This window comes from Microvirga terrae (assembly GCF_013307435.2).
Taxonomy (GTDB): domain Bacteria; phylum Pseudomonadota; class Alphaproteobacteria; order Rhizobiales; family Beijerinckiaceae; genus Microvirga; species Microvirga terrae.
The window spans coordinates 3,111,635-3,134,745 of sequence record NZ_CP102845.1; the positions used below are offsets into that span (position 1 = coordinate 3,111,635).

The 23,111-nt window shown below is 65.7% G+C and carries 20 protein-coding genes; 10 read left to right on the forward strand and 10 right to left on the reverse strand.

The features are described from left to right. Nucleotides 1-199 precede the first annotated feature (199 nt). The gene (locus HPT29_RS14645) at nt 200-673 is read left to right on the forward strand and encodes a peroxiredoxin (RefSeq protein WP_173945921.1); all 474 of its coding nucleotides are present in this window, start codon (nt 200-202) and stop codon (nt 671-673) included. 278 nt (nt 674-951) lie between these two features. Here the strand turns inward: HPT29_RS14645 and prfB are convergent. From prfB to HPT29_RS14660, 3 genes are all read right to left on the reverse strand, one after another. Then, nucleotides 952-2,080 (reverse strand): peptide chain release factor 2 gene (prfB, locus tag HPT29_RS14650; protein ID WP_173945922.1). Its coding sequence is split into 2 segments (ribosomal slippage): nt 952-2,010 and nt 2,012-2,080, totalling 1,128 coding nucleotides; the frame shifts between segments, so codons are not numbered across the junction. A 170-nt stretch (nt 2,081-2,250) separates the two neighbouring features. Continuing rightward, nucleotides 2,251-4,701 carry a penicillin-binding protein 1A gene (locus tag HPT29_RS14655; protein ID WP_173945940.1) on the reverse strand — a complete coding sequence of 817 codons (2,451 nt, stop codon included), beginning with the start codon at nt 4,699-4,701 and terminating at the stop codon, nt 2,251-2,253. Between the two features lie 109 nt (nt 4,702-4,810). Beyond that, the gene (locus HPT29_RS14660; protein WP_173945923.1) at nt 4,811-6,058 is read right to left on the reverse strand and encodes an N-acetylmuramoyl-L-alanine amidase; all 1,248 of its coding nucleotides are present in this window, start codon (nt 6,056-6,058) and stop codon (nt 4,811-4,813) included. A gap of 606 nt (nt 6,059-6,664) precedes the next feature. On the opposite strand from HPT29_RS14660, the gene HPT29_RS14665 reads away from it, so the two are divergent. Beyond that, entirely contained in the window at nt 6,665-9,466 is a 2,802-nt protein-coding gene (locus tag HPT29_RS14665) for a ribonuclease E/G (RefSeq protein ID WP_173945924.1), read from the forward strand. Nucleotides 9,467-9,569: 103 nt separating this feature from the next. On the opposite strand, the gene HPT29_RS14670 is transcribed toward HPT29_RS14665, so the two are convergent. After that, nucleotides 9,570-10,751, reverse strand: a complete 1,182-nt coding sequence (locus tag HPT29_RS14670; protein ID WP_173945925.1) for a pyridoxal phosphate-dependent aminotransferase — start codon at nt 10,749-10,751, stop codon at nt 9,570-9,572. Nucleotides 10,752-11,084: 333 nt separating this feature from the next. Here HPT29_RS14670 and HPT29_RS14675 point away from each other — a divergent pair, with 333 nt between their 5' ends. The 6 genes from HPT29_RS14675 to aat all read left to right on the forward strand — a co-directional run bounded on the left by HPT29_RS14675 (nt 11,085) and on the right by aat (nt 15,901). Continuing rightward, complete coding sequence (locus tag HPT29_RS14675) at nt 11,085-11,864, forward strand: DsbA family protein (protein ID WP_173945926.1); 780 nt, start codon at nt 11,085-11,087, stop codon at nt 11,862-11,864. A 274-nt stretch (nt 11,865-12,138) separates the two neighbouring features. After that, nucleotides 12,139-12,606: a type II 3-dehydroquinate dehydratase gene (aroQ, locus tag HPT29_RS14680; RefSeq protein ID WP_173945927.1), complete on the forward strand. Its 468-nt coding sequence runs from the start codon at nt 12,139-12,141 to the stop codon at nt 12,604-12,606. 26 nt (nt 12,607-12,632) lie between these two features. Then, nucleotides 12,633-13,109 carry an acetyl-CoA carboxylase biotin carboxyl carrier protein gene (gene accB / locus HPT29_RS14685; RefSeq protein WP_173945928.1) on the forward strand — a complete coding sequence of 159 codons (477 nt, stop codon included), beginning with the start codon at nt 12,633-12,635 and terminating at the stop codon, nt 13,107-13,109. Nucleotides 13,110-13,117: 8 nt separating this feature from the next. After that, nucleotides 13,118-14,476 (forward strand): acetyl-CoA carboxylase biotin carboxylase subunit, encoded by a 1,359-nt coding sequence (gene accC, locus HPT29_RS14690; protein WP_173945929.1) that lies wholly within the window; start codon nt 13,118-13,120, stop codon nt 14,474-14,476. A gap of 323 nt (nt 14,477-14,799) precedes the next feature. Further along, the gene (locus HPT29_RS14695; protein WP_210271964.1) at nt 14,800-15,165 is read left to right on the forward strand and encodes a class I SAM-dependent methyltransferase; all 366 of its coding nucleotides are present in this window, start codon (nt 14,800-14,802) and stop codon (nt 15,163-15,165) included. A gap of 61 nt (nt 15,166-15,226) precedes the next feature. Further along, entirely contained in the window at nt 15,227-15,901 is a 675-nt protein-coding gene (aat, locus tag HPT29_RS14700; RefSeq protein WP_173945930.1) for a leucyl/phenylalanyl-tRNA--protein transferase, read from the forward strand. A 3-nt stretch (nt 15,902-15,904) separates the two neighbouring features. Here aat and HPT29_RS14705 read toward each other — a convergent pair whose 3' ends face one another. After that, nucleotides 15,905-16,510: a DUF2155 domain-containing protein gene (locus tag HPT29_RS14705; RefSeq protein ID WP_173945931.1), complete on the reverse strand. Its 606-nt coding sequence runs from the start codon at nt 16,508-16,510 to the stop codon at nt 15,905-15,907. Between the two features lie 222 nt (nt 16,511-16,732). Here HPT29_RS14705 and HPT29_RS14710 point away from each other — a divergent pair, with 222 nt between their 5' ends. Beyond that, entirely contained in the window at nt 16,733-17,740 is a 1,008-nt protein-coding gene (locus HPT29_RS14710) for an SDR family oxidoreductase (RefSeq protein ID WP_173945932.1), read from the forward strand. 62 nt (nt 17,741-17,802) lie between these two features. Here the strand turns inward: HPT29_RS14710 and HPT29_RS14715 are convergent, their stop codons facing one another. Both HPT29_RS14715 and HPT29_RS14720 read right to left on the reverse strand, forming a co-directional pair. Then, nucleotides 17,803-18,795, reverse strand: a complete 993-nt coding sequence (locus tag HPT29_RS14715; RefSeq protein ID WP_173945933.1) for a bile acid:sodium symporter family protein — start codon at nt 18,793-18,795, stop codon at nt 17,803-17,805. Nucleotides 18,796-18,958: 163 nt separating this feature from the next. Further along, on the reverse strand, nt 18,959-19,114 hold the full coding sequence (locus HPT29_RS14720; RefSeq protein WP_173945934.1) for a DUF1127 domain-containing protein: 156 nt from the start codon (nt 19,112-19,114) through the stop codon (nt 18,959-18,961). Between the two features lie 228 nt (nt 19,115-19,342). On the opposite strand from HPT29_RS14720, the gene HPT29_RS14725 reads away from it, so the two are divergent. Further along, nucleotides 19,343-19,960: a hypothetical protein gene (locus HPT29_RS14725; protein WP_173945935.1), complete on the forward strand. Its 618-nt coding sequence runs from the start codon at nt 19,343-19,345 to the stop codon at nt 19,958-19,960. A gap of 7 nt (nt 19,961-19,967) precedes the next feature. On the opposite strand, the gene HPT29_RS14730 is transcribed toward HPT29_RS14725, so the two are convergent. The 3 genes from HPT29_RS14730 to HPT29_RS14740 all read right to left on the reverse strand — a co-directional run bounded on the left by HPT29_RS14730 (nt 19,968) and on the right by HPT29_RS14740 (nt 22,939). Continuing rightward, on the reverse strand, nt 19,968-20,195 hold the full coding sequence (locus HPT29_RS14730) for a hypothetical protein (protein ID WP_173945936.1): 228 nt from the start codon (nt 20,193-20,195) through the stop codon (nt 19,968-19,970). A gap of 31 nt (nt 20,196-20,226) precedes the next feature. Continuing rightward, on the reverse strand, nt 20,227-20,640 hold the full coding sequence (locus tag HPT29_RS14735) for an NADH:ubiquinone oxidoreductase subunit NDUFA12 (RefSeq protein ID WP_173945937.1): 414 nt from the start codon (nt 20,638-20,640) through the stop codon (nt 20,227-20,229). A gap of 268 nt (nt 20,641-20,908) precedes the next feature. Next, entirely contained in the window at nt 20,909-22,939 is a 2,031-nt protein-coding gene (locus HPT29_RS14740) for a M10 family metallopeptidase (RefSeq protein WP_259060028.1), read from the reverse strand. Nucleotides 22,940-23,111: the final 172 nt, after the last annotated feature.

The following is a 23,111-nucleotide window of genomic DNA, read 5'->3' on the forward strand; positions in this document are numbered from 1 at the left end:
GGGTCTCGCCGGGACAACGTAGGACGAAATGGCAGCTTCATTCTTGTGACGTTGTGCAATCCGGTTCTTGCGCTCGGGCGCTTGTCGGGGAATCAGAGTTAAGACCTTAACCGTCTCAGGTGCCTCCCGCGACCGTCCCCGTCAGTCGTGCACACCAGAGGTTTCCAAACAGTACATTCCGCCAAAAGGAAGGCGACCCATGTCTCTTACCATCGGAAGCAATGCTCCTGCCTTCTCCCTGCCTGCGACAGATGGTCGACAGATCAGCCTGGAGAGCCTGAAGGGCCGCAAGGTCGTCCTCTACTTCTACCCCAAGGACGATACCAGCGGCTGCACCCTGGAGGCCCGGGCCTTTCAGGCCCTCAAGGCGGAATTCGCCGACGCCGATACGGAAATCGTCGGCGTCTCGCCGGATTCCCTGAAGAGCCACGATCGGTTCCGCGCCAAGTACGGCCTCGCCTTTCCCCTCGCGTCGGACGAGGCCAAGGCCATGCTGGAAGCCTACGGGGTCTGGGTCGAGAAGAGCATGTACGGCCGCAAGTACATGGGCGTGGAGCGCACCACCGTCCTGATCGACCGGGACGGCAGGATCGCCCGGGTCTGGAACAAGGTGAAGGTGGCAGGCCACGCGGAGGAGGTGCTGGAGGCGGCCCGCGCTCTTGAGCGTTCCTGATGCCCCGGAAAGGCGGATTGCCGAGGTCGGAACGGATGGAGAGGTGCGCGGAGTAAACGGCGAAAGCACGTCATTGCGAACAACCGGGGCCCTGGCCGGCTTCTGCTGTGGCGACAGCCGCGTGCTCCACTACGATCCAGACGGGACGAGGGCGCCCACGGATCAAGTTTGCGATCTTGAACGACACGACCCTGGCCGCGCACAACCTTCTTGTCGTGTGAGAGCATCGCGTCCAAATGCGGCCGCCGATCGTGCGAGCGGCCGCATTCTGCGATGTCTTAATCGATGTCCTCGACCTCCGCGTCGCCGCCATAGACGCGCTGGGCGAGCGAGGCTTCCATGAAGGGGTCAAGATCGCCGTCGAGCACGTCCTGCGGGCTCGTCGACTGGGTGCCCGTGCGCAGGTCCTTCACCATCTGGTAGGGCTGGAGCACATAGGAGCGGATCTGGTGGCCCCAGCCGATATCCGTCTTGGCGGCGGCCTCGGCGCTGGCTTTCTCCTCGCGCTTCTTCAGCTCGGCCTCGTAGAGGCGGGCGCGCAGCATGTTCCAGGCGGTTGCCCGGTTCTTGTGCTGGGAGCGCTCCTGCTGGCAGGCCACCACGATGCCGCTCGGGATGTGCGTGATGCGCACGGCCGAGTCGGTGGTGTTCACGTGCTGGCCGCCGGCGCCCGAGGAGCGGAACGTGTCGATCCGGCAGTCGGATTCCTTGATCTCGATATTGATGCGATCGTCCACTACCGGGTAGACCCACACGGACGCGAAGCTGGTGTGGCGGCGGGCGTTCGAGTCGTAGGGCGAGATGCGAACAAGGCGGTGCACGCCCGACTCGGTCTTGAGCCAGCCATAGGCGTTGAGCCCCTTGATCAGGAGCGTGGCGCTCTTGATGCCGGCCTCTTCGCCGTCGGTGATTTCGAGAAGCTCGACCTTGTACTTCCGGCGCTCGGCCCAGCGGGCGTACATGCGCTGGAGCATGTTGGCCCAATCCTGGCTTTCCGTGCCGCCGGCGCCGGAATGGACTTCCACATAGGTGTCATTCGCATCGGCCTCGCCCGAGAGCAGGGTCTCGACCTGGCGGCGGGCCGCCTCGGCTTGGAGGCTGCGGATGGTCTCCTCACCCTCGCGGATGGTGGCTTCGTCCTCCTCGGCCTCGCCGAGTTCGATCAGCGTGATGGCGTCCTCGAGTTCCTGGTCGAGGCGCTTCACGGCCGAGATCTGGTCCTCGAGCGAGGTACGCTCGCGCATGATCTTCTGCGCCGCGTCGGCATCGTTCCAGAGGTTGGGGTCCTCGGCCTGGGCGTTCAGTTCCGCGAGGCGTCGCTGGGCAGTATCCCAGTCAAAGATGCCTCCTCAGCAGCCCGACTGACTGCTTGGTCTCTTCTACGAGATGTTGGATTTCGGCGCGCATCTTCTCTTCGCTGTCCGTCTCTTCTGATAGCGGCGTCTTAAGGGGACCACCGCCGGGTGTCAAAGGAACTTCTCCCTCACGGCAAGGGATTGCTCCACGACCGGAGAACCGGCCGGGATCAATCCGTTTTCACTCGATGGAGGGTGGCTTCTATATGGTGGCTGGGCCGCTCAGTACAATCCGCTGGGGCCCGCCCCGACCGCCTGCCTGGGCCCTCCGGGAGGAGGCGCCGGCGCATACTCGGCCTGCGGAACCTCCTCTGGCTCCGGCGGGACGTATTCCGGCGGCGACTGGCCGGGCTTGAAGGCCTCGAGGATCGTGCCGCCGCCCTCGCCGCCCGCGCGGGTGCCGGTAGCGGCGTTGACGCGGATCAGCTTGATGCCGGCAGGAACGCGGAACGGCGTCGCCGGCTTGTCCTTGAGCGCCAGCTGCATGAAGTCGCGGAAGACCGGGGCGGCGTATTGGCCCGCCGTTGCCGCGTTGCCGAGCGACTTGGGCTGGTCGTAGCCGAGGAACACGCCGACGGCGAGATCGGGCGAGAACCCGACGAACCACACGTCCTTGGCGTCGTTGGTGGTGCCCGTCTTGCCGGCGAGCGGCTTGCCGACCGCCTTGACCGACTGGGCCGTACCCCGCTGCACCACGCCTTCGAGGATCGAGGTGATCTGGTAGGCGGTCAGCGGATCGAGCACCTGCTCCCGGGTCTCGGTCAGCTTGGGCGCCGCGGCGCCATCCCACTTCTCCGCATCGCAGCCGGTGCACTTGCGATCGTCGTGGCGGTACAGGGTCCGGCCGTTGCGGTCCTGGATCTGGTCGATCAGGGTCGGCTTGATGCGGCGGCCACCGTTGGCGAACATGGAATAGGCGGCCGTCATGCGCATGACCGTGGTCTCGCCGGCGCCGAGCGACATGGAGAGCAGCGGCAGCAGATCGTCATAGACCCCGAACCGACGGGCATATTCCGAGATGGCCGGCATGCCGACCTCGTTGGCGAGGCGCACCGTCATCAGGTTCTTGGAATGCTCGATGCCATAGCGCAGCGTCCGCAGGCCGCCGGATTTCCCGTCGTAGTTCGAGGGTGCCCAGGCCGCCTGCCCCGGCCCCATGTCGAGCACGAAGGGCGAATCCATGATCTGGTTCGAGGGCGTGTAGCCGTTGTCGAGGGCCGTCGCATAGACGATGGGTTTGAACGAGGAGCCCGGCTGGCGCATGGCCTGAATGGCCCGGTTGAACTCGCTCTGGTCATAGGAGAAGCCGCCCACCATGGCGTGGACGCGGCCCGTGTTCGGATCCATGGCCACGATGGCGCCCGAGATCTCGGGAATCTGGCGCAGGCGGAACTGCCCCGGTTTGTCGGAGAGCGGCTCCACATAGACCACGTCGCCCACCGAGACGGCGCGCTCGACGGGACGCCGGGTCCATTTGGCGCCGTCGGCCGTCACGAGGCCGGTCTCACGGTCCTTGCCCACCTGGCCGGACGACTCGCGCTTGGGCTGAAGGCCGACCTTGGCGCGGCCTCCGGCGACCTCCAGCACGACCGCGAGACGCCACGGCTGGACGTCGCCCAGCGCCGGCACTTCGGCCAGCGCCAGACCCCACTCGCGGCCCGCGAGATCGATCTTCTGATGGGCGCCGCGCCATCCGCGCGCCTCGTCGAAGCGCACGAGACCGTCGACCAGGGCCTTGCGGGCCATGGCCTGCATCTTCGGATCGAGGGTGGACCGGATCAGCAGGCCGCCCTCATAGAGGGTCTCCTCGCCATAGCGCTCGGCGATGTCCCGGCGCACGCCCTCGGCGAAGTAGCCCGACGCGATGCTGTTCGGGGAGACCACGCGCGGCTTGACGTTGAGGGGCTCCTTCTGGGCCGCATCCGCATCCTCTTTCGAGATGTAGCCGTTGTTGGCCATGCGATCGATCACCCAGTTCCGGCGCTCGATGGCGGCCTTGCGCTGGCGGAACGGATGATAGTTGTTCGGGCCCTTGGGCAGGGCGGCGATGTAGGCGGCCTCGGCGACGGTCAGTTCGTGGATGGACTTGCCGAAATAGTCGAGCGCGGCCGCCGCGACGCCGTGCAGGTTGCGCCCCGGGGTGAGGGTGCCGAGGAAGATCTCGTTGAGGTAGAGCTCGAGGATCTTGTCCTTGGAGAAGGTCGATTCCATCCGCAGGGCGATCAGCGCCTCACGGATCTTGCGCTCGTAGCTGCGCTCATTGCCCACGAGGAAGTTCTTGGCGACCTGCTGGGTGATGGTGGATGCGCCCTGCTCCCTGGCCCCGCCGGACCGGAGATTGACCACCACGGCACGCACGAGACCCTCGGGATCGATGCCGACATGCTTGTAGAAATTCTTGTCCTCGGCGGAGAGGAATGCCCCGATCACGAGCTTGGGCATGGCCTGGATCGGCACGTAGAGCCGGCGCTCGCGGGCATATTCGGCGATCAGGCTGCCGTCCGCCGCGTGGATGCGGGTCATGACCGGCGGCTCGTAGTTGGCAAGTTGGGCGTGATCCGGCAGATCCTTCGAATAGAACCAGAATCCATAGGCCAGCCCGACAGCGCCGATCAGGAAGAAGATCGCTCCAACGCTGAAGAGGAAGCCGAAAAATCGTAGGACGAAGCGCATCCGAAGGTGTTCCATGACGGCGCCCATGGCGCCCGTTTATGCAGATCTTGAAACGCGCATCCTCGTTACCCGATGAATCGCGCCCCCGCTACGGGTATCCACACTCTATCTATGGTAAAACTGCGGCAGAGCCCCTGCGGGCGAACCGCGCGGCGAAAAAGCGGTCGACCGCGACCGACATGGCGGAGACCATCTTGGCGCGCCATTCCTCGGACATCAGCAGGTCCAGATCCTTCTGGCTCGACAGGTAGCCGAGTTCGACCAGGACGGAGGGCACGTCGTGGGCGCGCAGCACCTGGAAGCGGGCCTGCCGGTGGGGATTCTTGTTGAGGCGCGCCACTGAGTCGAATTCCCCCACGAGACGGCTGGCGAAGCTATGGGAGAAGCCCCGCGTCTCCCTCAGGGTCAATTCCATCAGGATGTCCGAGACGTCGTCCGGCATGTCGCCAGCTTCAACGCCCGCGACCGCGTCCGCCTTGTTTTCGCGGTCGGCGAGGCGGGCGGAATCGGCGTCGGAGGCTCGCTCCGACCCGGTATAGACCGTCAGCCCCCTCACCTCCTGGCCGCCAGAGATCGAATCCGCATGAACGGAGATGAACAGGTCGGCCTGGGCGGCCCGCGCGGCCCGGACCCGATCGCCCAGGGACACGAACACGTCCTGGTCCCGGGTCATGAGGATCTTGTAGCGTCCGTTCTCTTCGAGCTTCTTCTTCAACCGCTGGGCGAAGGACAGCACGAGGTCCTTCTCCAGCATGTTGCCCGAGGAGGCGTTCGCCCCCGGATCGATGCCGCCGTGACCGGGATCAATGATGATGACCGGCCGCGAATCCTTGGCCGAAGGAGCGACCGGCGCGGCCGAGGCCTCCCTGGTCGCGGCGGAGCTTTCGAGCACGGCCTTGCGGAATTCTTCGCGCTCGGCGCGGGAGAGCTCGATCGTCAGGATGGTCGCCGCTCCCGTGGAATCGAGCGCCGTCGTCATCCCGGAGACCACGGCCGGCTGGGTCAGCTCCATCACCACCCGCGAGCGGCCCGGAGCAAAGAGACCGTAGCGGTAGGATGCGATCAGGCCTTCCTTGCCGCGCCCGGCCTCCTGCGGCAGGTGGAAGGCAACCTCCGGCAGATCGATGATGACCCGGTCCGGGCGCTCCATCAGGGACACCTGGGCGGTCACCGCCTTCGACAGGGTCACCTTGAACCGGGTCTTCGCGCCGTCCGACTCGACCGCGACGGCGGCCGCGATGGCAGGAGAAGAGACCTTCCCACCCTCCGCGGCCGCACGGGCATGGCCAGCCCCGCCGGCCATGCAGGCCAGCATGAGGCACATGCCGATCAGGCGAGTGAGGAGATGACGGGCCATCGGTGATTGCTGCGAGTTCTCGCGTCCTTCCTATACTGATAGTCGGCCTTTGGTTAACGGAACCTCACGTCGCACGGACGTTTACTGAGATAGTGTTGCGTTCATGGCACAGTCACGCGGGATCTTGCCAAATGCCCCAATCGCTCTGTAATGATCTTGATCCCGTCCGGCATGGCCGAATCTGACGGCGGATCCGGAGGAGACGGTTGTGTTGACCGATCCTCCAGGAGACCCGTCACCCTCGACAGGCTCACGGACAGGACCAAATGGCGACGCTTGTCGCCACTCGCCGATGGCCGGTTTCCGGCTCATCGATATCTACGAAAGGGCCGTGTCGAATGGTTGCGCACGCGAAGTCAGTTCTGACCTTCGTCTCTGCACCGTTCGAATCGCGCGTTTCATCCCGCGCACGCCCGACCTCCACCCTTTCCGGCCACGAGCCGGCTCAATTCAACCCAGTATGCGCCCCAACGCGGCGCATGATGGCGATCGACAGCACTCCGAACGCAATTTCAGCACGCCGCCCTTACCAGCGGCGTGCCCATCCGCCCACAATGCGGCCCCTGCCTCAGGTCCTGCCCTCGATCGCCATGTCGAGAGTTCAACATGGCAAACAAGATGCTCATCGATGCCTCCCACCCGGAAGAAACCCGGGTCGTGGTGGTGCGCGGCCAGAAGGTCGAAGAATTCGACTTCGAATCCGCTAACCGGAAGCAGCTGCGCGGGAATATCTATCTCGCCAAGGTCACCCGGGTCGAACCGTCGCTCCAGGCGGCCTTCGTGGAATACGGCGGAAACCGCCACGGGTTCCTCGCGTTCAGCGAAATCCACCCCGATTACTATCAGATTCCCGTCGCCGACCGTCAGGCCCTGCTCGAGGCCGAAGCCGAGGCTCAGCGCGAGGAGGAGCACGAGGAGGAGCGCCGCAGCAACCGCCGCCGCCGCCGTTCCTCGCAGCGGCGCGCCGAGTCGGACGAGACCGTCGTCTCCACCGAAGCCGAGGCCGGGTCCGAAGACGGTGTCGCGGAGAGCGGCGAAACCTTCAATGCGGACAGCGAGACCGGCGCTGCCGAGGCGCTGGAATCCCCGTCCGCCTCGACCGAGGGCGCCACCCCCGACGAGGGCGCCGCCGAGGATGCGATCCAGGCTGTCGAAGGATCGGCCGTGATCGTCGCTCCCGAGGGAGCGGAGCAGGACGAGACGGCACGCAGCCCCGAAGCCGCGCAGGACGACGAGACCTCCCCGGCAACGGAGGCCCGCCCGGCAACGGAGGCCCGCCCGGCAACGGAAGCCCGGCAGCCTGAAGGGGACGAGGGCGGCGAAGAGGACGATGAGGACGAGGACGAAGACGATCACGACGTGGAAGAGCACGAGATCGTCGAGCAGCTCGGCGGCGACGACGCCATCGAGGACCTTCCCCAGCGCCGTCGCGCACCGCGCAAGCAGTACAAGATCCAGGAAGTCATCAAGCGCCGCCAGATCCTGCTGGTCCAGGTCGTCAAGGAGGAGCGCGGCAACAAGGGCGCGGCCCTGACCACCTACCTGTCGCTCGCTGGACGCTATTCGGTGCTCATGCCCAACACGGGCCGAGGCGGCGGCATCTCCCGCAAGATCACCAATGCGGCGGACCGCAAGCGCCTGAAGGAGATCGCCCAGGAGCTGGAGGTGCCCGAGGGAATGGGCATCATCCTGCGCACGGCCGGCGCCTCGCGCACCAAGCCCGAGATCAAGCGCGACTACGAATATCTCATGCGCCTCTGGGAGAGCGTGCGCGAGCTGACCCTCAAGTCGGCCGCCCCCTCCCTGGTCTACGAGGAAGGCTCCCTCATCAAGCGGGCCATCCGCGACCTCTACAACAAGGACATCGACGACGTGATGGTGTCCGGCGAGGAAGGCTATCGCGAGGCCAAGGACTTCATGCGGATGCTCATGCCGAGCCATTCGAAGCTGGTCCAGCCCTATCGCGATCCGCAGCCGCTCTTCGCGAAGTTCGGCGTCGAGGCCCAGCTGGACGCCATGTTCTCGAACGTCGTGACGCTGAAATCGGGCGGCTATCTCGTCATCAACCCGACCGAAGCCCTCGTGTCCATCGACGTGAATTCCGGCCGGTCGACCCGCGAGCACAACATCGAGGACACGGCGCTGCGCACCAACCTCGAAGCCGCCGAGGAAATCGCCCGGCAGCTCCGCCTGCGCGATCTCGCCGGCCTCGTGGTGATCGACTTCATCGACATGGAGGAGAAGCGGAACAACCGCGCCGTCGAGAAGAAGCTCAACGAGTGCCTGAAGAACGACCGCGCCCGGATCCAGGTCGGACGCATCTCGCCCTTCGGGCTCCTGGAAATGTCGCGCCAGCGCATCCGCACCGGCGTGCTGGAATCCTCCTCGATCCCCTGCCCGCACTGCGCCGGCACCGGGTTCGTGCGCTCGACCCCTTCTGTGGCCCTGCAGGTGCTGCGCTCGATCGAGGAAACCCTCATCAAGAATGCCAGCTACAACCTCGTCGTCCGCACCCGGATGGAGGCGGCGTTCTACATCCTGAACCAGAAGCGCCTCCATCTGCGCGACCTGGAGACGCGCTTCGGCGTCTCGATCGCCATCGTGGCCGACGACAGCCTCCATGGCACGACCACCTATGCGATCGAGCGCGGCGAACCCGCCCTCAAGCTCGAGCACAAAGCGGCCGCGACCGGCATCCAGATCGACGCCATCGCCATCGATGAGCCCGTCGAGGAGGTTGAGATCGAGATCGAGGCCGACGAGGAGATCACCGAGGAAGCCCAAGGCGGCGAAGAGCGTGGCGAGGAAGGTGAAGGCGGCCGCCGCCGCCGCCGCCGCCGCCGCCGCCGCGGTCGTGACCGGGAGACCTTCGCGGGCGAATCCCAGGCCGAGGAAGGCTCCGAGGCCGGAGAGGCCGAGGGCGAATCCGACGAGGAAGAGGCCGAGGTCGAAGCCACCGGAGACGAGGCTGCTCCCGCCGAAGCCGGCGAGGCGGACGACGATTCCCGCGGTGGACGCCGCCGGCGCCGTGGCCGTCGCGGCGGCCGTGGACGCAGCCGGGACGAGACGGTCGAGTTCGCCGTGGAGGAGGGCTTCGTGGCCGCCGACGACGCGCAGGCCGCACCGGTCGCCGAGGAGTCTTCTCAGGAAGCCGCCGAGCAGGCGGTCGAGAATGCGGCTCCTGCCGAGACCGGCACCGAGGCGCAGGCAGAGGAGCCCCGTCCGTCCACCGAGGCCGAGCCGATCGTCGCCGCGCCCCATCCCGTAGCCGAGGCCCCGGTTCCACCGCCCGCCCCCGTGGCTCCCGAGCCGGAACCGGTCGCGGTCGTGCTGACCCCGGAAGATCCCAACCGGCCCAAGCGCGCCGGCTGGTGGTCCAAGGCAAAGTCGGTCCTGAGCGGATCGTAAAATTCATAAAGAAATGCCCGGCCTTGAGCCGGGCATTTTCGTTTGACCACGCGCCATCATTCCGGTTCGGCCGATGGTCTCCCCAACCGACTCTCGGGTGTCGTTACCGCAGCCATCCCTTCAGCCGGGCCACGGTCTCGCGGCAGTCGTTTTCCGATCCGGCGAAGGAGAACCGCAGGTAGTGGGAGCCTTCGATGGGGTCGAAGTCGAGGCCCGGGGTCGCGGCGACGCCCGCCTCCTCCAGCATGCGCTTGGAGAAGCCGATTGAATCGTTCGTGAAGCGGGCGATGTCCGCGTAGATGTAGAAGGCGCCGTCCACCGGGTGCATCTCCGTGATGCCGACCTGGGGCAGTTCCTCGAGCAGGTAGGCGCGGTTGCGGGCATAGCCGGCCTTTACGGCCTCGAGTTCCTCCGCCGCATCGAAGGCGGCGAGCGCCGCCACCTGGGACAGGTAGGGGGGCGAGATGTAGAGGTTCTGAGCCAGTCGCTCGATGGGGCGCACCAGACGGTCGGGCACCACGACCCAGCCGATACGCCAGCCGGTCATGCAATAATACTTCGAGAACGAGTTGATCACCACCGCATCGTCATCGGACGCGAGCGCGGTCGAGGCGGCCTCGCCATAGGTGAGCCCGTGATAGATCTCGTCCGACACGAACCACAGCCCCAGGCGGCGGCAGGTCTCGCCGAGTTCCGCCAGCGCCTTGCGGCCGATCATGGTGCCCGAGGGGTTCGCAGGGCTCATGGCCAGAATCCCGTGCAAGGGCTTCTCGGCATGGGCCTTTTCGATCGCTTCGGCGGTCATGATCCAGCCGTCCGCCTTGGCGAGCGGGATCGTGACCGGCTCGATGCCCAGGGCCTCCAGGATATTGCGATAGGCCGGATAGCCCGGCGCCGTGATCGCCACCCGCTGGCCCGTATCGAAGAGGCTCAGGAAGGCCAGCACGAACCCGGCCGAGGAGCCGGTGGTCACCACGACGCGCTCGGGGGCGATGCTCACCCCGTAGGCGTCGCGGTAATGCCGGGCGATGCGCTCCCGCAGGGCCGCGATGCCCAGCGCCTCCGTGTAGCCGATCCGGCCGAGATCGAGGGCCGCCTTGGCCGCTTCCCGGGCCGCGCGGGGCGCGGGCGCCGACGGCTGGCCGACCTCCATGTGGATCACGCTGTCCCCGCGCCGTTCCTTGGCGGCGGCCGCGCTCAGCACGTCCATGGCCAGGAAGGAGGCGACGCGATCCATGCGGCGCGCGATGAGGGGCGAGTGGAGATCGGCGGATGATTTGGTCATGAGAAGGCTCGTATCCCGTCGGACGGACGGTCTCAAGACGGTTCTTCATCGGGCGTCCTTCGCGGCTGAGGCGTCAGGGGCGAAAGGAATCCCTAGCGCTGCGCCTGGTCGCGGATCCCCTTCCCGGCCTGCGGCTGCTGGGGATGACATCCACCACGTCATGGCCAGGCCTGTGCCGGTGATGACGTGAAGGGCATGAGTCTCACAATACGAACCCGTGATTTGACGCCACAGGGCCGAAGCCGCTAACTCGCGGTAGAACAACGAGTCTCAACTCCGCCTCGAACCATTGCTACACCCAGAGGCATCGACGACTCCCGCAAAGGACCGCATATGCGCTTTTCGCTTCTCTCCATCGGCCGGACCGCAGCCCTGCTCGGCGCTCTGGCGATCGCTCCCGCCGCGATGGCGCAGAGCTCGGTCTTCAACGAGCAGCAGAAGCAGGCCATCGGCGAGATCGTGAAGGACTATCTCGTCAAGAACCCGGAGGTCCTGACCGAGGTCATCGCCGAGCTCGAGAAGCGCCAGGCGGAAGCCCAGCAGGTCGCACAGGCCAGCGCCGTGAAGGAGACCAAGCAGTCGCTCCTGAACGCGTCGCATTCCTATATCGTCGGCAATCCCTCGGGCGACATCACCCTGGTGGAGTTCTTCGACTACAATTGCGGCTACTGCAAGAAGGCCCTGTCCGACGTCCAGACCCTCATGAAGAGCGACCCGAATCTGCGCGTCGTCCTGAAGGATTTCCCGGTTCTCGGACCCGATTCCGTCGAGGCGAGCCGGGTTGCGCTGGCGGTCAAGAACCAGCTCCAGGGCCAGAAGCTGTTCGACTACCACATCAAGGTTCTGGAGAGCCGCGGCCGGGTGAACGGGGAGCGCGCCATGGCGGTCGCCAAGGAGATGGGCGTCGACATGGCCCGCCTCCAGAAGGACGTCGAGAGCTCCGAGGTCCGCGCCGCGCTCCAGGAGAACATGGCCCTCGGCGACAAGCTGAACCTGACCGGAACCCCGGCCTTCATCGTCGGCGAGACGGTCATCCCCGGGGCGGTCGGCATGGAGCCCCTGAAGCAGCTCGTGGACAACGTCCGCCAGTGCGGCAAGGCGAGTTGCGGGTAGGCTCGCTCCCGAGGTCATCACCGGGCTCGTCCCGGTGATCTCCATTGCTCGAGGTGGGCGCTTTTCCGGATCGGGATGGCCGGGACGAGCCCGGCCATGACGGAGGATGGCTCCTCCCTTGCCGGTCGGTCGGCCCCGAACTGCCCCTCCTCCCTTTGCGGAATGCACGCCTAGCTTGGGAAAGCCTTGGTTTCCCCCTTCCCCCGTGCCCGCCTTTTGGATAAGAGGGCGTTTCGGCTCCGCCTCGCGGGGCACCAGGAACGCTCCTTTCGCGATGACCACCGTCTTCGTCCTCAACGGACCCAATCTCAATCTGCTCGGCCGCCGAGAGCCCCAAGTCTATGGCAGCACGACGCTGCAGGACATCGAGAAGCTCGTGCGCGAGAAGGCGGAGGCTCTGGGGACGTCGGTCACGTTCCGCCAGTCGAACCACGAGGGACATCTGGTCGACTGGATCCAGGAAGCGGGCGCTCAGGGAGCCGGCATCGTCATCAATGCTGGCGCCTACACCCACACCTCGATCGCGCTCCGCGACGCCATCTCGGGCAGCGGGGCTCCGACGGTCGAGATCCACATTTCGAATGTTCATGCTCGCGAAGGCTTTCGCCATCGCTCGCTCATTGCGCCCGTCTCCGTCGGGGTGATCTGCGGTTTCGGGCCCCAGAGCTACGTGCTCGGCCTGGAGGCGGTCCACCAGGTGATGGCCGAGCGGGCCCGTCAGGCGAAGTCTTCCCAGCATTAGTTCCTCAGGAAGTAGAGGTAAGCCCCATGGCCAAGGAAAACCCTTTCGATCCCGATCTCGTCCGTGAATTGGCGAACCTGATCGCCGATACGGATCTCAGCGAGATCGAAGTGGAGAAGGGCGACCTTCGCATCCGCGTGGCCCGTACGGTAACGGCCGCGGTGTCCGTCCCGGTCGCGGCGCCCGCCGCGCTCGCCCCCGCTCCGGTCGTCGCGCCGCCGCCGGCGGCGGCCTCGGCGGACGCTGCCGCCAAGCCGGGCGCCCCCCATCCGGGCGCCGTGCTCTCGCCCATGGTGGGCACCGCCTACCGCAAGCCGTCTCCGGACGCGAAGGCCTTCGTCGAGGTCGGATCCAAGGTCCAGGCCGGCGAGAAGGTGCTGCTTGTCGAAGCGATGAAGACCTTCAACGAGATCGTGGCGCCCCGCTCCGGCACCGTGACGGCCATCTTTGTCGAAGACGGAACTCCTGTTGAATACGGTGAACCCCTCCTCGTCATCGAGTAAGGCGCGACATGTTCGATAAGATCCTCATTGCCAATCGCGGCGAGATCGCCCTGCGCATCCTGCGCGCGGCGAAGGAGCTCGGAATCGCCACCGTGGCGGTGCACTCCACCGCCGACGCGGACGCCATGCATGTCCGCCTCGCCGACGAAAGCGTCTGCATTGGGCCGCCGGCCGCCCGCGACAGCTATCTCAACATCCCGGCCCTGATCGCCGCCTGCGAGATCACCGGCGCCGACGCCATCCATCCGGGCTACGGCTTCCTGTCCGAGAATGCCCGGTTTGCGGAGGTGCTGGAGCACCACCGCATCGCGTTCATCGGTCCCAAGGCGGAGCACATCCGCATCATGGGCGACAAGATCGAGGCTAAGCGCACCGCCAAGCGTCTCGGAATCCCGTGCGTGCCCGGCTCCGAGGGCGGCATCAACGACGAGGACGAGGCCAAGAAGGTCGCCAAGGACATCGGATACCCGGTCATCATCAAGGCGGCGGCCGGCGGCGGCGGCCGCGGCATGAAGGTGGCGCGCAACGAGGCCGACCTCGTCCATGCCTTCCAGACCGCCCGGACGGAGGCCAAGGCGGCCTTCGGCGACGACGCGGTCTATATCGAGAAGTACCTCGAGAAGCCGCGCCACATCGAGATTCAGGTTCTGGGCGACGGGCGGGGCAACGCCATCCATCTGGGCGAGCGCGACTGCTCCCTGCAGCGCCGCCACCAGAAGGTCTGGGAGGAAGGCCCCTCGCCGGCGCTGAACGTCGAGATGCGCGAGCGCATCGGCGGCGTTGTGGCCAAGGCCATGCAGGACCTGCAGTATGCGGGCGCCGGCACGATCGAGTTCCTCTACGAGGACGGGGAGTTCTACTTCATCGAGATGAACACCCGCATCCAGGTGGAGCACCCGGTCACGGAGATGATCACGGGGATCGATCTGGTCAACGAGCAGATCCGGGTCGCGGCCGGGCATCCGCTCTCCGTGACGCAGGCGGACATCCACATCGAGGGCCATGCCATCGAATGCCGGGTGAACGCCGAGCATCCCTCGACCTTCCGCCCCTCGCCCGGCACGATCAGCTACTTCCATCCGCCGGGCGGTCTGGGCGTCCGGGTCGACTCGGCCGCCTACCAGGGCTACCGCATCCCGCCGCACTACGATTCCCTCGTGGGCAAGCTCATCGTCCATGGCCGCACCCGCAACGAGTGCCTCATGCGTCTGCGGCGTGCCCTCGACGAGTTCGTGGTCGACGGAATCGACACCACCCTGCCGCTGTTCCGGACTCTCGTGCGCAACCCGGAAATCCAGAACGGCCAGTACGATATCCACTGGCTGGAGAACTTCCTGAAGACGGGTGGCCTGAGCGAAACCGAGTAGAATTATAATAACATAGCAAACCTCTTGTTCTGATGTCATCGGAACAGGAGGCCCGCCCTTTGTCGAAGCGAGGCCATGGACGACCATGCCTCGCTTTCTTCATGTCGGCTGCGGTCGCAAGCGCAAGCATCAGACGGTCAGGGCTCTGGCCGATTCCGCGTGGGACGAGGTGACGCTCGACATCGACGAGAGCGTTCGGCCGGACATCGTCGACAAGCTGCCGCAGCTGTCCCAGGTCGCGTCCGACAGTTTCGACGCCGTCTATTCGGCGCACAACATCGAGCACCTTTACCCGCACGACGTTCCGGTTGCCCCGGGAGGCGATGCGACGCGTCCTCAGGCAGGACGGTTTCGTGATCCTGACCTGTCCCGATCTTCAGGCGATCGGCGAGAGATTGTCCGCGGGCGATCTGGACACAGCGCTCTATACGAGCCGGAGCGGCCCGGTCTCGCGTCTCGACATGCTGTACGGCTTCAGGCCGTCGATGAAGCAGGGGAACCTCTCCATGGCTCATCACACGGATTTCACGCTGAAATCCCTCGCGGAAGCCTGCACCCGGACCGGGTTCGCGAAGTTTCTGGGACTTCGCCGTCCCAGGCGATACGATCTGTGGGGCCTCGCCACGAAGGCCCGGATACCGGACGAGGCCATTCGGGAGCTTGGCAAAATTGACCTGAGGCCGATCTGACTTCGCGTTTCGGCCATCCTATTTTATGAAAGATAGCTCGAACGATCGGATATGTGCGTGAATGACCCGGTCTCCCGACCACGCGATTGAGATTACCCCCGATATCCTGCTGAAGGCCTATGCGGCCGGCATCTTTCCCATGGCGGAAGATGCCGACGATCCTTCGCTGTTCTGGGTCGAGCCGCGCGAGCGGGGCATCATCCCGCTCGACCATTTCCATGTCTCGAAGCGCTTGGCCCGCACGGTCCGCTCAGACCTCTTCGAGGTTCGCGTCGACCGGAATTTCGACGGCGTGGTGGCCGGCTGCGCGGCGCCCGGCGTGGACCGGGAGAAGACCTGGATCAGCCGGCGCATCCGCGAACTCTACGGCGAACTCTTCGATGCCGGCTATTGCCACACGGTGGAGGTCTACCAGGATGGACGTCTCGTGGGCGGTCTCTACGGGGTGCGCCTCAACGGCGCCTTCTTCGGCGAGAGCATGTTCCACACGGAGCGGGATGCCTCGAAGGTCGCCCTCGTGCATCTGGTCGCCCGCCTGCGCCGCGGCGGATTCTCGCTCCTGGACACCCAGTTCGTCACCTCGCATCTGGCGCAGTTCGGCGCCATCGAGGTCCCCCGGCGCACCTACAAGCAGATGCTGCGCAACGCCATGGACCATGGCGCCGACTGGACCGCCTGGCCCGTGGACAGGGCCGTCAGCGGCGAGGAGGTCCTTGCCGCCCTTCAGGCCGGATGAGTTCTACCGGTCCGTGTTGATGATCGGTGCCGCGGGCGCCTGGCGCCGGGCCGGCTGCCGCGGTTCGGGCTGGCGCAGGGGGGCCGTCTGGACGGCCGGCGGGCGCGGCGCCGTCGCGCCGGTCGGCGCGATGATGTCGCCCGGGCGGCCGGTCTCGGCCGGGGCCCTGGTCGCATCCTGGATCGGCGGCGGTTCCTCGGGCGTTTCCTTGGGCTCGGCGATGATCTCCGTGCCGCCTTTGCAGTCGACCAGCCAGATGTCGTAGACCGGATGCTCCAGACCGTGCAGGCCCGGGCTCGCGGCGAAGAGCCAGCCGGAGAAGACCCGCTTGGTCTTGCCGTCGGTGCCGGGCTCGTCCACCTCGATGAAGGACGTGGTGTTCGGCGCTTCCGTCGGCGGCTTGGTGAAACAGACCCGCGGCGTCATCTGCAGGGCGCCGAACTGGACGGTCTCGTCGATCCCGACCTCGAACGACACGATGCGTCCCGTGATCTTGTCGAGACCCGAGAAGACCGCCGTGGGGTTCTTGATCCGGTCCGCATGGGCCGCGCCGAGGCCGCCGATTAGCGATGCGAGCACGAAAGCCGCCCGCGTCCATCCGATTGTCATCATCTGATCCAAGCCAAGTCCGATCTGGCGGTTTCCGGCCGCGCCCCTGTTCCGGGCAACGCGATAACACGCGAAGCATGATGGAAAAAGGGCAAGCCGGGAAAGAAGCCCCAAGGATCCACGCGAGCCGGGGAATCGCCCTCACGACAACGTCAACGAAAATTCTGAACCGTCGGGTATTCCGCCGGTTAACCGGGCTTGACCCTTGATGGAAGGCTGGACATGGACGAGAGCAACGGCAATGCGATTTCGCGACGCGGCGTGATGGGGGGAGCAGCGGCGGGTCTCGCCGCAGCGGCGACCGGCCCGGCAGCCGCGCAGACCGCGGGATCCACCTCCGGCGGCACGGCCGCCAAGGATGATCCGACCACGAAATACCCGAAGCCGCCGTTCCGCTCTCAGTCCCAGCCCTGGCCGGGCCTTGCCGGCAAGATGGACCCGCGGCCGGATCACGGCGAGACGAGCTATAAGGGATCCGGGCGGCTCCAGGGCCGCAAGGCCCTGATCACCGGGGGCGACTCGGGGATGGGACGGGCCGCCGCCATCGCGTATGCCCGGGAGGGCGCCGACGTGGCCATCAGCTACCATCCGGACGAAGAGCCGGATGCCCGCGAGGTGATCGATCTGATCAGGAAGGAGGGTCGCATCGCCGTGGCGCTTCCAGGCGACATCCGCGACGAGGCTCTCTGCAGCCGCATCGTGGCGGATGCCGTGCGGGCGCTCGGCGGGCTCGACATCCTCGTCAACAATGCCTCCCGCCAGCAGCAGCGGCAATCGCTCCTCGACATCACGTCGGACGACTTCGACGCGACGATCAAGACCAACATCTACGCCATGTTCTGGCTCACGAAGGCCGCCCTGCCGCACCTGACCCCGGGATCGGCGATCATCCAGACCACCTCCGAGCAGGCCTATGATCCGTCGGCCAATCTCGTCGACTACGCCATGACCAAGGCGGCCATGATGAACTTCACAAAGTCTCTGGCCAAGCAGCTCGGCCCGAAAGGCATCCGGGTCAACGGGGTCGCACCCGGGCCGATCTGGACGCCGCTCCAGGTCAGCGGCGGCGCGACCCAGGAGAAGCTGCAGCAATTCGGCGGCGATACCCCCCTCGGCCGCCCCGGCCAGCCCGTCGAACTGGCCTCGATCTACGTCCAGCTCGCGGCTGCAGATGCGAGCTATGCGACCGGACAGGTCTACGGAGCCGCCGGAGGCAGCGGCCAGCCATAGATCCTCGCCTCTCGCGGCGTCCCGGTGCTGCGTGGCCCGGGTCGCCGGTCGTCAATGCGGAATCAGACGGATTTTGCCGTCTCCGGCGCGGCAGGCGCCTTCGCGCTGCTCGCGAAGCGACGGGCCAGAACCGCGCAGGCCATGAGCTGGATCTGGTGGAAGATCATGAGCGGAAGCACGATCGAGCCGACGTCCTGACCGGCGAAGATCACGTTCGCCATCGGGGCACCCGAGGCCAGGCTCTTCTTGGAGCCGCAGAACGTGATGGTGATCCGATCCGCCCGGTTGAAGCCGAACCAGCCGCTCACATAGAACGTGAAGCACAGCACGACGACGAGCAGCACGATGTCGATCACCACGACGGCGACGAGATCCTGGGCCGAGAGCTTGTGCCAGAGCCCCTCGATGACCGCCTCGCTGAAGGCCCCGTAGACGACCATCAGGATCGAGCCCCGGTCGACGACCTGCGTCAGCGTCTTGTGCCGGCCGAGCCACCGGCCGAGATAGGGCTGAAGCACCTGACCGAGGATGAACGGGGCGAGCAGCTGCAGCAGGATGCCTTCGAGCGCCCCGAGGGAGAATCCCCCGCTCCCCTGGGTGTGGAACAGAAGCCCCACGAGCAGCGGGGTCAGGAACATGCCCAGGATGTTCGATGCGGAGGCCGAGCAGATCGCCGCCGGCACGTTGCCCTCGGCGATCGACGTGAAGGCGATCGACGACTGCACGGTCGACGGGAGCACGCACAGGAACAGGATGCCCGTCGCCAGGGCGGGCGTCATCAGGTTCGGCACGGCCAGGACGATGAGGCCGAGAATCGGGAAGACCACGAAGGTGGTGACCAGCACGAACAGATGCAGCCGCCAATGGATCATGCCGGCGATCACCACGTCGCGCGACAGCCGGGCGCCATGCAGGAAGAACAGCAGGGCGATCGCGAGATTGGTCGCGACGGAGAACACCTCGCCCGGCGCGCCGCCGATCGGAAGGATCGACGCGACCACGACCATGCCGAAGATGGCGATCGTGTACCATTCCCGTGAGATGAGAGAAGCCATGGATACCTTCACAATGGTTGGCGTCTCGGACGACGCGTGACCGGACCTGGATCTAACGCTCCAGGGCGCCGTTCTCCTTCGACGGCCTGGCCGGAGAAAACGCCCTGAAACGCGAACGCCCGCCAGGGGCGGGCGTGACCTTCAGGATCCGGCGCCGTGCGGCTTACGCGAAGGCCGCCGCGCGGGCGATCCGGGAAATGTCGTAGCGGGCGATGCCGAGATCCGACAGGTCCCGGTCGGAAAGCTGCGACAGCTCGCGGACGGTCTTGCGATACGAATGATAGCTGCGAATTTTCGAAAGAATGTAGGAAACGAACATCTGAGCCCCCAGCAGTGGACCGACCGTCGCGGCCGGTTGTCTTTGCTCTTGTAGCGATGCGCATATAAGGGCGCCGGCCGGCCCTGAGGAGCCACAAGAACTGCTATCCGTCATGCCTCAGCAGCATATCGGCGCGTCGATTCCGCCCCTCCCCTGCATCCGATGGGCTTTGCTCCGGGAACGGTTCGGTTAAGCTTGAACCGCCACATTCATCGGGACCGCAGGCCTATGAACGAAACCGCTCTCGCAAGTGACGAGACACGCCGGCGCCTCGGCTTTCTGTCTCAGGGAGACACGGCCGCCCTTTCCCGGCACGGCATCCTGGTACCGGATCCGGGCTCGGTGCTGATTTCGGGCGAGGTGCGGCTGGAGGACGAGGTCGTCCTCTGGCCCAACGTCGTCCTGCAGATCGCGGAGGGCGGGACTCTCGTGGTCGGCCGGGGAACAGAGCTTTTCTCAGGCACCCGGATCGTCGCCGCGGGAGGATCGGTCGCGATCGGCCCGGGCGCCGAGATCGGCGAGGAAGGCGGCTTCACCCTCAAGGCTGCCGCAGGCGAGATCATCCAGGTCGGGGACGGCGCCCGCCTCCTCGGGGGAGGATCGCTCACCCGGTCGAACCGGATCGGCCGCGGAGCCCAGATCCTCGGACCCATCCGGTGCCAGACCTGTACCCTGGGCGACGGCGGGACTTATCGCGATCCCGAGCCCGACGAGCGCGGCGGTGTTCTGAAGGGTTCCGGCGTGGCCCGGGGGATCGAGGTGCCGCAGGGCCATGTGGTCCAGGCCTTCGGCCTGTTCGCCGACGCGGCCATGCGGCGCCAGTCGTATTTCCATCCCAAGGGCTGAGCCCGGTTCAGGACCAGTCCTGCTGCAGGGGATTGGGAGCCGGATCCGTCATCGGATCGCCCTCCCGTTCGCGCCGCTCGAAATGGGCCAGGGAGCAGCCATGGGAGCACAGGACCCCGCGGTCCGACCAATAGGCGGGGCCGTGCTCGACCCGGCCGGCATGGGAGCTGAAATCGGGATGGCCATAGGCGAGGCCGCACTCGACGCAGGTGCGGGCTTGGGCTCGTTTCAGCATGAAGACCGTCTCAGGAAGGCGCCCCGGCGCCTCACTCCCCGGGCGTCCACGGCACGTAGTCGCCGGTGGCGGCGGGCCGCTGACCGGCCGACAGGCTGGAGCCCTGCGGACGATAGGCCTGGGCCGTGCCGGTCATGTTGGGCACGTAGGGCCTCTCCCAGGGATGCGGCTGATAGCTCTCCTCGCTCGGAGGCACGTCGCCGTTGTGGCACAGCCAGGCGCGCCAGCCGGGCGGCACCTTCGAGGCATCGGCATCGCCGTTATAGACGACCCAGCGGCGCTCGGCGCCCACGTTCGAGTCGATCGCCTCGGCTTGAGTATAGCGGAAGTAGCGGTTGCCGAACTCGTCCTCGCCCACGAACTGCCCCTTGCGCCAGGTGAAGAAGCGCGTGCCGAGGGTCTGTCCGTTCCACCAGGTGAAGAACTGGGTGAAAAACTCTTTCATGCTGCTGCCGCCGAAGGGGGGTTCGTGAAGTTGCGCGGAATATGGCGACAGCGCACCGGGAAGTCCAGGGTAAAGATGCCCTGGGCTTCCGCCCGGCCCGGCGCGTATAGGACAGGTTTCAACCGGCCGTCGGCCGGCTTCCGCCTGCCCGGAACCAAAGACAGGTACCATCGCAGGAAAAAGGCGAGACCCGATGGCCCCGCCTTCCATTGTCACCGATGCGGACTGGAAGCGCGGCTTGTCGGCTCCTGCCCGCAGGCCGGACCGCTCATGCGACGAAGAAGTCGGAGGCGCTGAGGACCGTGCCGGCGCTCACGGTGGCGAACTTGATTGCTGCCACGCCGCCCGAGCCGTCGACGTCATAGAACAGCTCGCCGGTGGCCTGGACGTACAGGATGTGGTGATCGAAGCTCGTGGCCGCGCCCAGGCTGAAATACGCGCTCGAGAGCGCTCCCGTGCCCACGTCCATGAACACGCTCCGGCTGAGCACGATCCGGTCGCCCTCGGCGGCCGAGAAGTCCTGGATCGTGTCGACGTTACCGGCCCCCAGCCCGGTCGAGAACCGGAAGGCATCCGCCCCCGCCCCGCCGTTGAGCACGTCGTCGCCGAAGCCGCTGTCCAGCGTGTCGTTGCCGGCGCCGCCGACGAGATAGTCGCCGCCCCCTTTGCCGATCAGCGTGTCGTGGCCGCCCTCGCCATAGAGCTGGACGCCGTTGCCGCCGCCATTGTCGATGCCGGTCAGGCTATCGTCGAAGTTCGAGCCCTGCACCACCTCGACGTTGGAGATCACGTCACCGTGCGCGGCCCCGCCATTGAGGTTGGTGCTGAGATCGACCGCCACCCCGCTCGTGGCGCTCTGGTACGACACCACGTCCCAGCCGGCTTGGCCGTCCATCACGTCGCCGCCGGCGCCGCCGTCGAGCCAGTCATTGCCGGCGCCGCCGAAGAGATAATCGCCGCCGGCCTTGCCGATGAGGCCGTCGTCGCCGCCTTCGCCGTAAAGCTGGACCCCATGGCCGTTGCCGCGATCGATGCCGATGAGCATGTCGTTGTGGTTCGAGCCCTGCAGCACTTCCACGTTCATGATCCTGTCGCCGGCGGCCGCGCCAGCATTGACGTTGGTGGTGAGATCCACCGTCGCGCCACTCGAAGCGGTCTTGTACGACACCACGTCCCAATCCGCGCCGCCATCCATCAGGTCGGCCCCGGTACCGCCATCGAGCCAATCATTGCCCTCGCCGCCGATGAGCGTGTCGTTGCCGGAAGCGCCCGACAGGCTGTCTTTGCCGTAATCGCCATCAAGACGGTTGTCAGCGGCGTTTCCGATGATTCTGTCGTTTGCAAACGAGGCGATGACGTTCTCGATCAGAGAGCGGGGATCATCTTTGTATTGCAGCGCATTGAAAATATTGCCCTGGGCAAATTTATCATCGCCAAGCGGCGCGAGTTGACGGGTTGAAACGATCGACCACGCTCCAGGATTTAGGTCGATCGTCATCCCCTGATCGAAGCTGCTGAAGTCGTAAGTGTCGATGCCGCCGCCGTCCCACACCGTCATGAAAATATTATAGGCGTGGCCGACTTGGACACCATTGACGAAGGTTTCTCTCTCAGGCGTCCATTTGTAGACGGTGTCCGTGCTGTTGGTGTCGAAGTTGGCGCCATAGAGGTGTTGCAGGGCCGCGATGTCATACATCATCAAGGTTTGAGGAAAGATCGCGGCCTTGGTACCCTCGGGAGTCTCGTCGCCGACATACTCTCTATAGGTCATGACGGAGAATTCTATAGAGTCGCGATCGGGGGTGAGAACGAAGGGATTGTTGGTATTAGCCTGTTCATGACCGTGCTTGAGCCCGAGCGCATGACCCAGCTCATGCAGAAGCGTGTGGTAACTATAGGTTCCTACCCCTCCTGACGTGACGCCGTCGTGCAGCCAAACGTCGCCGGCGTGCCCATCGGACGGGGTCAATTTCGGATAATAGGCTGTCGGCCGTTCCAGTTCTGACGATCGCCCGACCGCGATATCAGAGCGTGAACTGCCTGTTGAATAGAAAACGAGATTGGCCACGGCACTCGCGGAGGTGAGCGTCATGTAATCCCCGGATTGGGGCGCGGACGTAGGCCCTTGCAGAATGTTGCGGACCGCTTGCTGGATCTCGGCTCCGACGGGTGCGAAACCATCCATGAACGAATATTTGTAGCGATAACCGTCGAGGGAATCCGGGAAGTAATAGCCTATGACCGGCGTGGACCAGGAATAGCCCGAGAGAAGGGCGTAGGTGTTGTTAAAGAGGGTCATGGGCGTTTCCTTGTGCGTCGTATCTCAGAATTTTACACGTTATATCGTATCGTTTCCAGCGCCTAATACGTGTCGGACCGCTATGTATCGTCAAGCCGATTCCGTTCACGCACAGGAAAGGCGCAGCTTTCGCTGCGCCCTCTCCGTCTCATACGTTTCCTATGACGAGACC